This window comes from Planctomycetia bacterium (assembly GCA_015200345.1).
Taxonomy (GTDB): Bacteria; Planctomycetota; Phycisphaerae; order UBA1845; family UTPLA1; genus PLA3.
Window position 1 is genome coordinate 2,761,792 of the sequence record CP054187.1, and the last position, 13,689, is coordinate 2,775,480.

General features: G+C 63.2%; 12 protein-coding genes. 5 read left to right on the forward strand and 7 right to left on the reverse strand.

Annotation, left to right across the window (positions count from 1 at the left end):
* Positions 1-34 precede the first annotated feature (34 nt).
* Together atpG and atpD are read left to right on the forward strand one after the other, a co-directional pair.
* Positions 35-940, forward strand: coding sequence for an ATP synthase F1 subunit gamma (gene atpG / locus HRU71_11315; protein ID QOJ04032.1), 906 nt, complete (start codon positions 35-37; stop codon positions 938-940).
* A 19-nt stretch (positions 941-959) separates the two neighbouring features.
* On the forward strand, positions 960-2,426 hold the full coding sequence (gene atpD / locus HRU71_11320; protein QOJ04033.1) for a F0F1 ATP synthase subunit beta: 1,467 nt from the start codon (positions 960-962) through the stop codon (positions 2,424-2,426).
* Between the two features lie 496 nt (positions 2,427-2,922).
* Here atpD and HRU71_11325 read toward each other — a convergent pair whose 3' ends face one another.
* Positions 2,923-3,579 carry a hypothetical protein gene (locus tag HRU71_11325; protein QOJ04034.1) on the reverse strand — a complete coding sequence of 219 codons (657 nt, stop codon included), beginning with the start codon at positions 3,577-3,579 and terminating at the stop codon, positions 2,923-2,925.
* The gene (gene nrdR / locus HRU71_11330) at positions 3,560-4,075 is read right to left on the reverse strand and encodes a transcriptional repressor NrdR (GenBank protein QOJ05000.1); all 516 of its coding nucleotides are present in this window, start codon (positions 4,073-4,075) and stop codon (positions 3,560-3,562) included. The genes HRU71_11325 and nrdR overlap by 20 nt, the downstream gene beginning before the upstream one ends.
* A 196-nt stretch (positions 4,076-4,271) precedes the next feature.
* On the opposite strand from nrdR, the gene HRU71_11335 reads away from it, so the two are divergent.
* Positions 4,272-5,180 carry an MBL fold metallo-hydrolase gene (locus tag HRU71_11335; protein QOJ04035.1) on the forward strand — a complete coding sequence of 303 codons (909 nt, stop codon included), beginning with the start codon at positions 4,272-4,274 and terminating at the stop codon, positions 5,178-5,180.
* Between the two features lie 158 nt (positions 5,181-5,338).
* Here HRU71_11335 and aroF read toward each other — a convergent pair whose 3' ends face one another.
* From aroF to HRU71_11350, 3 genes are all read right to left on the reverse strand, one after another.
* On the reverse strand, positions 5,339-6,346 hold the full coding sequence (gene aroF, locus HRU71_11340) for a 3-deoxy-7-phosphoheptulonate synthase (GenBank protein QOJ04036.1): 1,008 nt from the start codon (positions 6,344-6,346) through the stop codon (positions 5,339-5,341).
* Between the two features lie 7 nt (positions 6,347-6,353).
* The gene (locus HRU71_11345) at positions 6,354-6,962 is read right to left on the reverse strand and encodes a dual specificity protein phosphatase family protein (protein QOJ04037.1); all 609 of its coding nucleotides are present in this window, start codon (positions 6,960-6,962) and stop codon (positions 6,354-6,356) included.
* A gap of 85 nt (positions 6,963-7,047) precedes the next feature.
* A complete protein-coding gene (locus tag HRU71_11350; protein ID QOJ04038.1) occupies positions 7,048-8,208 on the reverse strand; it encodes an LOG family protein in 1,161 nt (386 codons plus the stop codon).
* A 202-nt stretch (positions 8,209-8,410) separates the two neighbouring features.
* Between HRU71_11350 and HRU71_11355 the strand changes: the two genes are divergently transcribed.
* Both HRU71_11355 and ribA read left to right on the forward strand, forming a co-directional pair.
* Positions 8,411-9,055, forward strand: coding sequence for a CDP-alcohol phosphatidyltransferase family protein (locus tag HRU71_11355; GenBank protein QOJ04039.1), 645 nt, complete (start codon positions 8,411-8,413; stop codon positions 9,053-9,055).
* 15 nt (positions 9,056-9,070) lie between these two features.
* Positions 9,071-10,321: a GTP cyclohydrolase II gene (ribA, locus tag HRU71_11360; GenBank protein ID QOJ04040.1), complete on the forward strand. Its 1,251-nt coding sequence runs from the start codon at positions 9,071-9,073 to the stop codon at positions 10,319-10,321.
* Between the two features lie 47 nt (positions 10,322-10,368).
* Here ribA and HRU71_11365 read toward each other — a convergent pair whose 3' ends face one another.
* Both HRU71_11365 and hutU read right to left on the reverse strand, forming a co-directional pair.
* On the reverse strand, positions 10,369-11,508 hold the full coding sequence (locus tag HRU71_11365; protein ID QOJ04041.1) for a hypothetical protein: 1,140 nt from the start codon (positions 11,506-11,508) through the stop codon (positions 10,369-10,371).
* Positions 11,509-11,628: 120 nt separating this feature from the next.
* The gene (gene hutU, locus HRU71_11370) at positions 11,629-13,449 is read right to left on the reverse strand and encodes a urocanate hydratase (protein QOJ04042.1); all 1,821 of its coding nucleotides are present in this window, start codon (positions 13,447-13,449) and stop codon (positions 11,629-11,631) included.
* Positions 13,450-13,689: the final 240 nt, after the last annotated feature.

The following is a 13,689-nucleotide window of genomic DNA, read 5'->3' on the forward strand; positions in this document are numbered from 1 at the left end:
GGGCGTTGGGTTCATGGCTAAGGGCTAAAGGCTAATGGCTAAGGCACGACAGATCGTCAAACGCCGAAAAGCGGTGACGAACATTCGCAAGATCACCAAGACGATGCAGCTCATCGCCACCGCGCGCTTTCAGCAGGCCTACAACCGCGCCGTCGCCACCAAGCCCTACACCCAGAAGATCACCCAACTCGTGCAGGAGCTTTCCGCCGCCACCGCCGGGCAGATCGATCATCCGCTCCTGCGCGACCATCCGGACGCGGCGAAGGAAATCGCGCTGGTCATCACGTCGAACCGCGGCCTCTGCGGCGGGTACAACGCGAGCATTCTGCGAAAGGCCGTGGTGCAGCTCGATGCGGGCAGCGCGCGCACGCAGGAACTCGTCGTCGTCGGCAAGAAGGGCAACGCGTATTTCAAGTTCATTCGCCGTCCGGTGTCGCAGGCGATCACGAACATCGACGACCGCCCGCGCTTTGAGCAGGTCGAGCCGATCGCCACCGAACTGATGCAGCGGTACATCGCGGGCGAGATCGGCCGCGTGACGGTGACGTACATGCGTTTCATCTCGACCGGCAAGCAGGCGGCCGAGACGATTCAGTTGCTGCCGTTGTCGGCGGATGTTGCAATGGCGCAGCAGCCCGGCGCCTCGGGACCATCCGCGGGAGGTGGCGGAGCAGGATCGAGCGTGCAATACGATTTCTCGCCCGAGCCGGAGGCGCTGTTGAAAGTGCTTCTGCCGCAGACGGTGAAGGTGCGATTGTATCAGTGTTTCACCGACGCGGCGGTCAGCGAGCAGGTCGCGCGGATGGTGGCGATGAAGGCGGCGACCGACGCGGCGGGCGACATGATCAAGTCGCTGTCGCAGGCGTTCAACCGCGCGCGGCAATCGCAGATCACGATGGAACTACTCGACATTGTCGGCGGCGCCGAGGCGCTGAAGTAAAGACGATCGGAGAAGACGAATGGCAACGGCCACGACAAGTGGAAATATCGGAAAAGTAACGCAGGTCATCGGTTCGACGCTTGACGCCGAATTTCCCGAAGACAAGATGCCGCGCATCTACAACGCCCTGCTTGTCGACGTCGATCGCAAAGTCGGCGGCAAGACCACCCGCGAGCGACTGACCTGCGAAGTCGCCAGCCACCTCGGCGGCGGGCGCGTCCGAGCGGTTGCCCTTGGCAACACCGACGGTCTCTGTCGCGGCGTTGACATCATCGACACCGGCGCTCCGGTCAGCGTGCCCGTCGGCATGGAAACGCTCGGCCGCGTGTTCAACCTCGTCGGCACGCCGATCGACGGTCGCGGACCGGTCAACGCCAAGACCACGCGGCCGATTCACCACGAGCCGGCCACCTTCTCCGAATTGACGCCCAAGACCGAGCAGCTTGTCACCGGCATCAAGGTCATTGACCTGCTCGCGCCGTTCGTCCGCGGCGGCAAGACCGGCCTGTTCGGCGGCGCCGGCCTCGGCAAGACGGTCATCATCCAGGAGATGATCGCCCGCATCGCCCGCGAGCACTCGGGCTACTCGGTCTTCGCCGGCGTCGGCGAGCGGACCCGCGAGGGCAACGACCTCTGGCTGGAAATGCAGGAAGCCGAGTTCAAGGACAGCAGCGGCAAGGTGAAGAAAGTCATCGAGCACACGGCCATGGTCTTCGGCCAGATGAACGAGCCGCCGGGCGCGCGATTGCGCGTCGCGCTCTCCGCTCTCACGATGGCCGAGTATTTCCGGGATGATTCCGGCGCGGACACGATGCTTTTTATTGACAACATTTTCCGCTTCAGCCAGGCGGGTTCCGAGGTGTCGGCGCTTCTGGGACGCATGCCCAGCGCCGTGGGCTACCAGCCGACGTTGTCGACCGAGATGGGCGAGTTGCAGGAGCGAATCACGTCCACCAGTCAGGGTGCCGTCACGTCGGTGCAGGCGGTCTACGTGCCGGCCGACGACTTGACCGACCCGGCCCCCGCGACGGCCTTTACCCACCTCGACGCATTCATCGTCTTGGCGCGGTCGATTTCCGAGAAGGGCATTTATCCGGCCATTGATCCGCTGGCGTCGAGCAGCCGTATTCTTGATGCCCAGTACATCGGCGACCGGCACTACAACTGTGCCAAGCGCGTGCAGCAGATTCTCCAGCGCTACCGCGATCTTCAGGACATCATCGCGATTCTCGGCGTGGACGAACTGTCGGAAGAAGACAAATTGCTCGTCTCCCGCGCGCGGAAGATCGAGCGATTCTTCAGCCAGCCGTTCTACGTCGCCGAGACGTTCACCGGCTTCCCCGGCAACTACACGCAGTTGGACGATACGATCCGCAGCTTTGAAGGCATCTGCGAAGGGAAGTACGACCACCTGCCCGAGCAGGCGTTCATGTACGTCGGCCAGATCGAGGAAGCGGTCGAAAAGGCCAAGAAGCTTCAGCAATGACGTGAAGCCAATGGCCGGTAGATACCTTGATCCTGCCTATTTGCGATCGAATCAGTGATTAACATGAAGCCCCGGCTAGGCTTGGGCCGGGGCTTTTTTTGCGATTTTCTTGTGCGTCCTCCGGCGATTCTTCTCCCGGAATATTATCCCCGGACCGGCTAATCCATGGGGGAGCGCGCCGACTCCGCGCCGTCGAGCCGCCAACCCTTCAGGAGCCTCGCCATGGTTCATCTGCATGCAGACCTGTTCCGTCGCTTCATCACGGCCGTCCTGTCGTTTGCATTCACGTCAGTTGCCGTTGCCCAGCAGCATCGTGCGACTCGAATTCGGTGAAAAAAATCAGGCCTGCCGCAAGACCGGAGCCCACGCCGTGGCGCTCGGATGAGGGCGTTGTCTTACGACAGGCCTTGTGTGAACGGTCGGAGCTTGCATCCGTGACCTCTCATCCTTGAGTGGCTCCGCCGCGATTTGCCCCGCGATGGGGGTCACATTCCCATTACTCGCCGGCGCCCTTTGCGGGGTTGGCCGGATCGGTATGGTCCTTCACCTTGCCTTTCGAGTTCGGTTTTTGGTGCCGCACACGCTTCACCACCAGCGCGCCGGGCATCAGGCCCCACGCCAGCAGCTCGCTGCGCACCATCTCGCGCACGAGGCCTGCCGTCACCACCCGCAGGCCGCAGTTGAACACCAGTTGCTCCACGCGGCTGGCCATCATGCGCGACGCCGGCGCGTCCAACTGATGCTGCCGCTTCAGATGCTGCACGATCAGCGACTTGTCCCAGCGCTTCTGGACGAAGCGGCCGTCGGTCGGCCTCGGGGTCGCGACCATCATCACCTTGCGGCGGCGATCGCGAAGGTTGGCATGATGGCGAATCGCCATCGCCGCCTCGCAGTGCCCGGTCTGGCTCAACACGAGGTCCACCAGATCGACCAGTTGGCGCGAGGGAATGGTGGACCCCTTGCTGACGCTGTGCAGATACTCGGTGACGGCTTCGCCCAGGCCGCGCGACATGGCGGCGGTCAGTTCGGATGCTTGCCCGGTTGCCTCCAGTCCGTTAAAGATGCAACGAAGAATTTTGGATGTCATGAACGGCTCGATGCTTCCATCGCGCTTCACGACGCGCAACTCGCCCTTACTCCGTTGGTGGCTCATGGAATAGTTCCTGCTGACCGTCGACCTCCTGCTTGTCGCGGTCCAAGATGTCTTTGGCTTCCTGTATGAAGTCATCCACCATCTGGAACTCGTGGTAGAGACTGGCGAAGCGCAGGTACGCGATCTTGTCGATCTTGCGCAGGCGCTGCGCGACGGCCTCACCGAGGAACGAACTGGGCACTTCGCGGTCGAACTGGCGGAAGACCTGCTCCTCGACTTCGTTGATGATGTCGGTGAGGGCTTCGGCGCTGATGGATCGCTTCCAGCAGGCGCGCTGCAGGCCGCCGAACAGCTTCTCGCGCTCGTAGGGCGCGCGGGTGCCGTCCTTCTTGATGACCAGCAGCCGGATCGTTTCCTCGACGCGTTCATAGGTGGTGTAGCGGCGCTTGCATGAGGGGCACTCGCGCCGCCGTCGGATGACTGTCCCCCCCTCCGTCAGTCGCGAATCGATGACTTTGTCCCGATGACGATTTTCTTTGCAGTACGGGCATTGCATGGATCGCCACGGCTGTTTGTCGGGGTTGCCCACCAGCCCCAACATCTTGTATGCCCGCCGACCGTATCACCCTATGGCGCGGGTGTCAAGAAAAAAATAGCCGCCGTCTGATTCGCCACGCTCGATCTTTGGCCGTAAGATTTTCCCTCGCGCCGCGGCGGGACTCCAAACCGCGCCGCAAAAAGAATTCACAACCATGAGCGGACGACTTCTCGAACACCGATTGAGCGACATTCTCCTGACCGGCTACAGCGTCGCCGGGGAGGAGACCGTCATCGCCGCGCCGGAGTTGAACGTCTGCTTCGATGTCGGCAAAGCGCCCGCGCAGATGCTCGCCGTCGATCACGTCCTCCTTTCCCACGGCCACATGGACCACTCCGCCGGTCTGGCCTATTACTTCAGCCAGCGGAATTTCGTCGGCAACGCGCCGGGTTGCGTGCTCGCCCCGGTCTCGCTGGTCGAACCGATTCGCGACTTGCTTCGCGTCTGGTCGCGCATCGAAGGGCATCCGTCCCCCGCGCGCGTCATCGGCATGAAGCCCGGGGACAGTTTCGACGTTCGCAGGGGACTGGTGGTTCGCGCGTTTGAGATCAATCATGGCGTCTCGTCGCTCGGATTTGTCGTCGTCGATGTGCGTCACAAGCTCAAGCCCGAGTTTATCGGCAAGACCGGCCCGGAGCTGGTCGCGCTGAAGAAGCAGGGCGTGCAGATTGAGCACACCGTGGAAGTGCCGTTGGTCGCCTATTGTGGCGATACGGCCGAGGGCGCGTGGATCGACCACCCGCAGGCGCGCACGGCGAAGGTGATGATTCTCGAATGCACGTTCTTCGAGGCCGATCATGTGAAGCGGGCGCGGGCGGGCCATCACCTGCACGTGAAGGACGTCGCCCGAATCCTGCCGCGGCTGGAAAATGAGCATTTCCTGCTGACGCATCTGACGCGGCGCACGAGCCTGCGCCAGGCACGGTCGATGCTGGGCAGGATGGTCCCGCCCGAAGTAATGGCCCGTGTGACGTTCTTGATGGATTCGAAGCGCGGTCGTCCGGCGAACGACGAGCCGCCGATGCCGGCCCAGGACATCGGATCGCGCGGCGAGGCGTCGTGATGCGCGAGGTAGCCCCGGCAATCTAGAATCGGTTTCAAAACTCCTCTCCCCCCTGGGGGAGAGGTCGGGTGAGGGGGAAAAGCGGTTCAAGCAACAAGGTTCGCCCTCACTCCAACTCTCTCTTGGAGGGAGCGGGAGTATTGGCACAGATGCTAGCGTTATTGGGCGCGCCAGGCGGCGAGGGCTTTCATTTCGTCCATCAGCTTTGCGTAGTCCGGCAGCGTGAGCGATTGCTGCCCGTCGGACAGCGCCCGGCTCGGATCGGGGTGCGTCTCAATCATGACACCATCGGCGCCGGCCACGACCGACGCCCGGGCCAGCGGCGGCACGGCCCAGCTGATCCCCACGCCGTGCGACGGATCGGCGATGACGGGCAGGTGCGTGTGATGCTTGATCATGACGACCGCGGAGAGATCGAACGTGTTGCGCGTCATGGTTTCGTAGGTGCGGATGCCGCGCTCGCAGAGCATGACGTTGTAGTTGCCGAGGCTTAGGAGATACTCCGCCGCCATGAACAGCTCTTGCAGCGTCGCGCTGATGCCCCGCTTCAGCAGCACCGGTCGCCGCAATCGGCCGGCGGCTTCCAGCAGCGAGAAGTTCTGCATGTTCCGCGCGCCGATCTGCACCACGTCGGCCACTTCCGCCACGGCCGCCAGCGACTCGACGTCCTTCACTTCGGTTACGATTCGCAGATCGAACGCCGCCTTCACGTCGGCCAGCAGGCGCAGGCCTTCTTCCTTCATGCCCTGAAAGGCGTACGGGCTGGTGCGCGGTTTGTAAGCGCCGCCGCGGAGAAACTTCGCGCCGCTCGCCGCCACCGCTTCGGCCGTGCGGAGGATTTGATCGCGCGACTCGACGGAACACGGACCGGCCATGATGTGCAGGCCGCCGTCGCCGACCTTCGCGCCGCGCACGTCGATGATGGTCGGTTCGGGTTTGACCTCGCGGCTGACGAGCTTGTAGGGCTTGGAGATCGGCACGCACTCGGCGACGCCGTCGAGGTCCTGAAAGTGATCGGGCGAGACCGCGCCGGGGTTGCCGGTGATGCCGACGGCGGTGCGAATCGATCCGGGAATCTCGTGCGGCGTGTAGCCGATCTCGCGAATGCGATCGCAGACCCGTTGAATCTGTTCGGCCGTTGCGCCTTGTTTCATGACGATTAGCATGGAAACCTCAATGCGGCAGTGCAGCCTGTTGGGGCGCGCCGGGATTGCCTGCCGTGCCTGCCGGCTTGTGGGCCAGGTAATTCGCGTATGCCCGCAAATGGTCGCACAGCGGTTTTTCCTTGACCGGATCAAGATCGTAGCGCGCTTCGAGTTCCTGCAACACCGCGTCGATTGTGCGGCCCTGCTTGCGCAGCCAGTAAGCGGCGAGTACCGCGTTGGATCGTTGTTTGCCCGCGGCGCAGTGAAAAAACGTCGGCCGCGCGCGTTCGTCGGCGATCACCTCGGCCGCGCGGTCCAGCGCCTCGAACGGAGCCAGCCCGTCGCCCGGCATCGGAATTCGAATCTGCTTAAGTCGCAGCGCGCGCGCCGCGGCGACGGCGCCCTGATCCTGCGGATCCTTGGTTTGATCGGTGAGACTGACGACGGTTTTGATCTTTTCTTCGGACGCGAGCAGGCGGATGTGCTCGGCCGTCGGCATTCCGCCGCGATAGAGGCTGTCGGCTTCGATCTCGGCGAATCGGCGCGGGTACTTCCACCGGGCCTGCGCATGTGTCAGCGCGAGGACACCGGCGGGAAGGGCCAACAGCAGCAAAGCCAGTCCGATCGCGCGGCGCATCAGAGACACCCTCGAGCCGACAGGTCAATTCGTTGCGGAATGCGACACCATGAGATGAGTAGTGAAGGCGACATCGGGGTTGAGGTTAATGCGCGGCGACGGACTCCGAGAGATCGACGGCGTTGATGGCGTCGAGCAACTTGCGAAGGCGGCCGTGCGAGCGGCGGTTGAAGCGCATGGTCAGGCGCGGTTTATCGGGGAGTTCATCGCCCTCTTCAGGCAGGGCGGCGCTGGCCTCGATCTTCCCGCCTTCGAGGATGTCGGCGTAGTCAGCGTTGAGACCGGCGATGAAATCGGCGGGCAGGGCCTCGTTGAGACGGATCACCAGCGTATCGCGTACGTAACGATAGGAGTGGAAGCGCCGATAGAATCGCAGGATCTCCTGCACGGCGACTTCCACGTCGTCGGTGATCTTGATGAGGTTCATGTCCTCGGCGCTGATCATGCCGGTGTGCAGCAGTTCAGCCTTGACGTAGGTGCGCCAGTGCTGCCAATAGGTGCCGCCCGGGGCGTCGATGAGCACGACGGGGACCATCGGCGCTTTGCCGGTCTGAATGAGCGTGAGGGCTTCGAAGCCTTCGTCCTGCGTGCCGAAGCCGCCGGGGAACAGGGCGATTGCCTTCGATTCGCGGATGAACATCAGCTTGCGCGTGAAAAAGTAATTGAAGTTCACCAGCTTCTTGTCCAGCGCGATGTACTCGTTGGTGCGCTGCTCGAACGGCAGGCGGATCGCCACGCCGAAGCTGGCCTCGGCTCCTGCGCCGCCGTGTCCGGCCTTCATGATGCCGTCGCCGGCGCCGGTGATGACCATCCAATTGCATTCACGCATGCGCTCGGCGAAGCGGAGCGCGGCCTGGTAATCGGGGTGGTCCTCGGGCGTGCGGGCCGAGCCGAAAATCGACACCTTTGGAATATGCTCGTAGGGAGCGAAGGTCTTGAACGCGAAGCGCAGCTCGGCCAAGGCACGATCCATCAACTTCACGTCGGCGCGGGCCGTGCCATCGGCACTTAAGCGGCAGACCGTGCGGATCATGTTGCGAAAGTGCTCACCGTCCGGACCCGGGCAGAAGCGCGCGACGAAATCGGCGATGGCCGCCTCGCGCGCTTCACGTGCTTCCGCCGCTTCTCGCGATTCAGTTGTTTCAGGTGCTTTCTTCGGGCCGCTCGCCGAACCGGCAGGTCGCCCCTCCGGCGTTTCGCGCGTCACGCGCGCGCCGCCGCTTATCGGACTTGTCTCATTCTTCACGTGTGTTCTCTTTCTCCGGGTTCCAGCCGCACCCGTGTACGGCCACATTGTTTATCCATTTTTGTTGCCCATCAGTATAGCGACTCGGTCGAGGCTTGCCTAATGCCCCGATCCGGCGGCAATTCGCGGCAACGCGCGGGGCATTTGAAGGCTTTGACTTTTGCTGCCCCGCGTGGTTTGCTCCGGTTGGAAGACGAAATTCATGGGCTGGCCAAACCGCATTTCCGTGGGGCGTCTGCTGTTGATTGCTCCGTTTGTTGCCTGCCTGCTTAGTCAGCCCGGGCACCCGTTCCTGCGCCACGTCGCGGTGGGATTGTTCGCCCTCATGGCCATCAGCGATTTTCTGGATGGCTACCTTGCTCGGCGATTGAAAGACGAATCACCCCTGGGTGCGTTTCTGGATCCGTTGGCGGACAAATTCCTTGTGATGTTCGGGGTGGTCATTCTTAGCACGGTCGGCATTCGCGAAGCGGTCGATTCGCAGGCGAAGACCGAGTTTCTTCCTGCCTGGGTGGCGGTCGCGGCAGTGGGGAAAGACTTGCTGGTAAGCATCGGCTTCGTCGTCGTGTACCTCTCCACCATGCGCGTACACATTCAGCCGCGGCGGCTGGGCAAGTGGTGTACGACCGTGGAACTGGTGATGGTGCTTGCGATGTTGCTCTGGCCCGAGCTGTATGGGCTGGGGCGTTTCGGCTATTATTTCGTGCGGAGTTTGTGGATCGCCGTCGTGGCGCTGGCGATCCTGTCGACACTCGACTATATCCGCGCGGGCAGCCGTTTCATCGCCGCCCAGGCCCCGCGGGATCCGGTGCATCTGGACTCCGATTCGCGCGGCCCGCTGCGCTGAAAGCCCAGGTCGGTCATGCCTGATGTGTCACCGTTTGCGACCATTCCCGAAGCGCTGGACGAACTTCGCGCCGGGCGATTCATCATTCTCGTGGACGACGAAGACCGCGAAAACGAGGGCGATCTCGTCTGCGCCGCCCAGCTCGCCACGCCCGACATGATCAACTTCATGATCCGTCAGGCCGCCGGCAAGCTTTGCCTCACGCTCACCGCCGAAACCTGCGAGCGGCTGCACCTTTATCCGCAGGTCAGCGAGAACACCGCCTCGCACGGCACGGCGTTTACGGTTTCGGTTGATGCGGGGCCGGAGTTCGGCGTCACAAGCGGCGTGTCGGCGGCCGATCGCTGCCGCACGATTCAACGCTGCATGGCGGACGATGCCAAGCCGTCGGACCTGCGGCGGCCCGGTCACATCAGCCCGTTGAAGGCCAAGGCCGGCGGCGTGCTGGTGCGCGCGGGTCACACCGAGGCAAGTGTCGATTTAGCGCACCTGGCGGGGTTGAAACCGGCCGGGCTGATCATTGAAATTCTCAACAAACAGGGGGAGATCGCGCGGCTGCCGGAGCTGATCGAGTTGGCGCGCGAGTTGAATCTGAAAATTTGCACCATCGCGAGTCTGGTGGAGTACCGCCTTCAGCGCGAGCGGTCGGTCATTCGCATCGAATCGATCCCGTTGCAGAACGAGTTCGGCACGTGGACGCTGCATGCGTACGAATCGGTGCTGGACAGCGAGCCGCACGTGGCGCTGTGCATGGGCGAGCTGGGCCGACACGATGGAGCCGGCGAGCCGGTGCGCGTCGAGCATCCGGTGCTGGTGCGCGTGCACAGCCAGTGCCTGACGGGTGACGTGTTCGGTTCGTATCGCTGCGATTGCGGCGAGCAGTTGGAGCTCGCGATGCGGCGAATCGCCGAAGCCGGCGAGGGGGTGGTGGTGTATCTGCGGCAGGAAGGCCGCGGCATCGGTCTGACGAACAAACTGCATGCGTACCGGTTGCAGGACGAGGGGCTGGACACGGTCGAGGCGAATGAGAAGCTGGGTTTCCCGGCCGACAAGCGCGACTACGGCATCGGCGCGCAGATTCTCCGCGACCTGGGTCTGCATCAGGTGCGGATTCTTACGAACAACCCGAAGAAGACGAGCCGGCTGACGATCTACGGGTTGGAGGTCGTGGAGCAACTGCCGCTGCGCATCAAACCCCGCCCGGGGAATGAGAAGTATCTGCGCACCAAGCGGACCAAGCTCGGGCATTTGTTGGATGAAGAATAATCGCGTGCTTGGCGCACGAGGTGGCGCGACGAAGCCGTGATGGGCGTTCAACGCTTCGTGGCGCGGCGATCCTTCGCGCCGCGGCGCAGCATCATAAGCATCGGAGCGAGCAGTATTGCGGAAGCGGGCTCGGGGACCACGAGCCGAAAGGCCTGAATACGACCGTCAACGTGTTCGGCGTTGCCGACGATGACATTCCCCGACGCGGAGATGTCGGTCGCGTGCAAGATGAAGATTCCGGTGAGATCGACGCCCCAGCTAGAAAGCAAGGGCATCAATTCTCGCGCGCCCTGCTCGGGGTCCCAGATCCAGTTTCCTCCGACCATGACCGAACCATCGTCGGACATCGCTGCCGCACCGATTCCATCGACAAAAGGCTGGATACCCGTGGCGGGGGTCCAGCGGAAGAGCTGGCCCACGCCCATGTCGGGCGTGCAATACCCCACGACGAGGTCGCCATCCCCTGAAATGGCAGTTACTTCATTATTGGTGCAACCGGGCAAGAAGCCGATCGGCGTTGTGCCGATACCGGCTTTCCAGCGAAAGGACTGAATCACATTCCCCGCCGAATCGCTCTTGCCGATGGCCGACCAGCCATTTGACGAAATAGCCGATACTTGAACGCCAAAACCCTGATGGTCGCCGCCCGGGAGGATCGGAATCTGAACGGTTTGGAAATCACTTCGAATGTACGACTGTACTCCCGCACCCAACCATGACTTGACCGCGTAGTTCCCAGTCGTGGCCATGCCGGCAGCCGTTGAGAGTTCACTGAAAGCCGTGCTCATTACGCCGTCCTGCCAGAGCAGGGCTCGTTCCAAGCCGAAGACAAGAGTATTCAGGATCACCGTCGATCCGGTCTCATTCACACCGACCGCACGACTGTATAGCCCGCTCATGGCCGATCCGCCGCCCAATCCGAGGAGTTGTCCATCTTTCCATCGAAACGCCTCGTCACTGCCTGCCGGATTCAACGCGGTGGACGTGCTGTACCCGACCACGGTGCTGCCGTCGGCGGAGACGGCGGTCGCACGGCTCATGAACGCGCCGCCGGGTAGATCGCCCAGAAGCGTGAAGCTGGGCGTCGGTGCGCCGCGCTCGGTGAGGGAGAGCGGGCCGGCAGCGCCCGCGCGAACATGAGTCGTTGCCAGGATCAGGACGATTGAATATGCCCACGACGCCCGCATGACACGCCCTCCTTCATCCGCCGAGCATATCAAGACTGCGTGCAAGAGTCAAGGCGCAAAAAAGCGTCAACCGTAAAGCCAGTCTGTCAGGAATGGCATTGTCCCGAAATTGAGACGTATTTATCGTCCGGGCAGGTGCACGCCCCGCTCCTCCGCCACGTCCTCGGCCCGCTCGTAGCCCGCATCGACGTGTCGAAACACGCCCATCGCCGGGTCGCACGTCAGCACGCGCGCGAGCCGTTCATCCGCCAGCTTCGTGCCGTCGGCCACGGCCACCATGCCCGCATGGATCGAGTAACCGATCCCCACGCCGCCGCCGTGATGCACGCTCACCCAGCTCGCGCCGCAGGCCGTGTTGGCCAGCGCGTTGAGGATCGGCCAGTCGGCGATGGCGTCGCTGCCGTCCTTCATGCCCTCGGTTTCGCGATTGGGGCTGGCGACGCTGCCGCAGTCGAGATGATCGCGGCCGATGACGATGGGGGCTTTCACCTTGCCGGTGCGGACGAGTTCGTTGAAGGCGAGGCCGGCCTTGGCGCGCTCGCCGTAGCCGAGCCAGCAGATGCGCGCGGGCAGGCCCTGGAATGCGATGCGCTCACCGGCGAGCGTGATCCACCGCGCGAGATGTTCGTTGTTCGGGAACAGCTTCAAGATCGTCTCATCCGTCACGGCAATGTCGGCCGGGTCGCCCGACAGGGCGCACCATCGAAACGGCCCGGCGCCCTCGCAGAACAAGGGACGGATGTATTCGGGGACGAAGCCGGGGATGGCGAACGGATCGAATGTCGCATTGCGGATGGCGAACAGCGGATTGAGATCCTCGAAGCGGGCCAGGCCTGTTTCGGCGGCTTCCTTGGCGAAGGCGCGGATGTTGTTGCCATAGTCGAATGTGATCGCGCCGCGGCGTTGCAGTTCGAGCATGCATGCGACGTGCTCCGCCATGGTGCGCATCGACTCGCGGCGATAGCGCTCCGGGTCGCTCTTGCGAAGTGCCAGCGCGGCGTCGTAGGGCAGGCCGTTGGGGACGTAGCCGTTCAGCGGGTCGTGGGCGCTGGTCTGATCGGTGAGGAGGTCGGGCGTGACGCCTCGCCGGACCAGCTCGCGCAGCAGGTCGGCCGCATTGGCGACGACGGCGATCGAAACGGCCTGCCGCGCGGCCTTGACGCGCAGGGCCTCGTCGATTCCCTCGGCGATGCCGCCGGCGACGCGGTCGAGATACCTTGTTTTGAGACGCTTGTCGATTCGCTCGCGGTCCACTTCGGCGCACAGCACCACCGCCCCGTGCATCGTCCCCGCAAGCGGCTGCGCCCCGCCCATGCCGCCCAAGCCGCCGGTCACAATCAACTTTCCGGCCAGCAGACCCTCACCCCGGCCCTCTCCCTGGGAGGGAGAGGGTGTGTTCACAGGCGAGATGCCTGTGCCACAATCCTGCTTCCCGGTGCCACCGAAGTGCTTCCGCGCGCACGCGCCGAAGGTCTCATACGTCCCCTGCAAGATCCCCTGCGTGCCGATGTAGATCCAACTGCCGGCCGTCATCTGGCCGTACATCGTCAGACCCATCGCCTCCAGCTTGCGAAACTCCTCCCACGTCGCCCATTTCGGCACCAGCATGGAGTTGGAAATCAGCACGCGCGGGGCTGCCTCGTGCGTGCGGACGATGCCCACCGCCCGGCCGCTTTGCACCAGCAGCGTCTCGTCGTTCTCAAGCTCGCGCAGCGCCCGAACGATCCTGTCAAAGTCGGGCCAGCTCCGCGCCGCCTTGCCCGTGCCGCCATAGACGATCAGCCGCTCGGGGTCCTCGGCCACTTCCGGGTCGAGGTTGTTGTGCAACATTCGAAGGGCGGCTTCCTGATGCCAGCCCTTGCAGGTGAGCGTATTCCCGCGCGGTGCACGAATTTCGCGCGGTGCGGATTGGGATTGGCCGTCTGGGATCGTCGTGAGCATGTCGATTAGCCCTTGGCGGGTTGGAGATTGTTTGCTGTGAAGGTCTCTCGTTCTGCTGCTGGAAGCTCGTCACGTAGCGTGCGAAAGAGCACGCCGACGAGCCGGTTTCACCCTTCGCACGTCTTCATTTTCGGTCGCGTCGGGTTGAACAGACTGCTCAAAGTTGCTTATTATAGTGCGTAGGGGAAACCAGGGTGGAGCCTTATCTCGCTACAGGCCGCCGCCTGATCAACCGACGAT

Coding starts and splice junctions, on each gene's coding strand:
- atpG (QOJ04032.1), top strand. CDS start 35: ATGGCTAAGGCACGACAGATCGTCAAACGCCGAAAAGCGGTGACGAAC.
- HRU71_11325 (QOJ04034.1), bottom strand. CDS start 3,579: ATGAGCCACCAACGGAGTAAGGGCGAGTTGCGCGTCGTGAAGCGCGAT.
- aroF (QOJ04036.1), bottom strand. CDS start 6,346: ATGCTAATCGTCATGAAACAAGGCGCAACGGCCGAACAGATTCAACGG.
- HRU71_11345 (QOJ04037.1), bottom strand. CDS start 6,962: ATGCGCCGCGCGATCGGACTGGCTTTGCTGCTGTTGGCCCTTCCCGCC.
- nrdR (QOJ05000.1), bottom strand. CDS start 4,075: ATGCAATGCCCGTACTGCAAAGAAAATCGTCATCGGGACAAAGTCATC.
- HRU71_11355 (QOJ04039.1), top strand. CDS start 8,411: ATGGGCTGGCCAAACCGCATTTCCGTGGGGCGTCTGCTGTTGATTGCT.
- ribA (QOJ04040.1), top strand. CDS start 9,071: ATGCCTGATGTGTCACCGTTTGCGACCATTCCCGAAGCGCTGGACGAA.
- hutU (QOJ04042.1), bottom strand. CDS start 13,449: ATGCTCACGACGATCCCAGACGGCCAATCCCAATCCGCACCGCGCGAA.
- HRU71_11365 (QOJ04041.1), bottom strand. CDS start 11,508: ATGCGGGCGTCGTGGGCATATTCAATCGTCCTGATCCTGGCAACGACT.
- atpD (QOJ04033.1), top strand. CDS start 960: ATGGCAACGGCCACGACAAGTGGAAATATCGGAAAAGTAACGCAGGTC.
- HRU71_11335 (QOJ04035.1), top strand. CDS start 4,272: ATGAGCGGACGACTTCTCGAACACCGATTGAGCGACATTCTCCTGACC.